Raw genomic sequence first — 987 nt, forward strand, 5'->3', positions numbered from 1 at the left:
AGGACCCGGACGCACTCCTTTGGGTATGGGGGCGTCCGGACGTACGGAAAGACCGACGGAGAGGGAGGGAGCGAGCATGACGGAACCGCTGGAAAAGCGCCTGGAGAAGGCCATGGCCGAACTGCAGGCGGCCCAGGAGGCAGTCGCGCGCACCGAGCGCGAGCTGCGGACGGCGTCGTTCGCGGCGCTTTCCTCCGACCGTGCGGTCCGTGCCACGGCGGGCCCGCAGGGTGAGCTGACCGGGATCGACTTCCTGGAGAACAAGTACCGCGACATGTCACCGCAGGAGCTGGCGGCCAGCGTCCTGGAGGCGGCGAGCGCGGCGCGCCTGAAGATGAACCGGCATGTGATGCAGGCGATGGCGCCCTTCGCCGAGCCCAGCAGCAATGTGCCGGAGCTGAAGGGCTTCGAGATGGACTGGGAGCGCATCTTCGGCCCCGAGGTACTGCGCGAGGACGACGCGGACACGGGTCGTGGTGCTCCGGGCGCCCCCGCCTGGCGGGACGCCATCGGCGACGAGGGAGAGGACTGACGATGGGACAGCGGTACTACGTAGACCCGCATCGCATCGAGGCCCTGGCGAAGCAGCTCGAGGAGATCGGCACCCTGACCAGGAGCATGACCGAGGAATTCCTCGACGAACTCGCGCCCACCGTGAAGTGGCCGGGCACGGAAGGCGAGTTCGCGGAGAAGGCCAGGCCGCAGGAGCAGAAGGAACGGCAGACCACCAAGGACACCATGCTGTCCATCCGCGATGCGCTGGTGGGCATCACCGACGCCACGCTCGGCCAGGTCCGGATGATGAAGGACACCCGCGACCACAACATCGAGAACGTCGAGCAGGGCACCAACCGCATCGACACCGACGGAATCGACGGCGGCTCGGGCGGGCATGGGCGCCGCTGACAGACGCGCCGCAGGCCGCTCCCACCTCACGCCGGGAGCGGCCGCTCCGTCCTGCCCGCACGGGCTTCTGGGCGGTCCCCG

The 987-nt window shown here is 69.2% G+C and carries 2 protein-coding genes; both read left to right on the forward strand.

Translation table 11 applies throughout. The features are described from left to right. The first annotated feature begins 76 nt into the window (after positions 1-76). Positions 77-532, forward strand: a complete 456-nt coding sequence (locus tag ACFYQ5_RS11590; RefSeq protein WP_389196486.1) for a YbaB/EbfC family nucleoid-associated protein — start codon at positions 77-79, stop codon at positions 530-532. A gap of 2 nt (positions 533-534) precedes the next feature. Beyond that, positions 535-906: a hypothetical protein gene (locus ACFYQ5_RS11595; RefSeq protein ID WP_351279569.1), complete on the forward strand. Its 372-nt coding sequence runs from the start codon at positions 535-537 to the stop codon at positions 904-906. Positions 907-987: the final 81 nt, after the last annotated feature.

It is taken from the genome of Streptomyces sp. NPDC005794, from assembly GCF_042871445.1.
GTDB lineage: Bacteria > Actinomycetota > Actinomycetes > Streptomycetales > Streptomycetaceae > Streptomyces.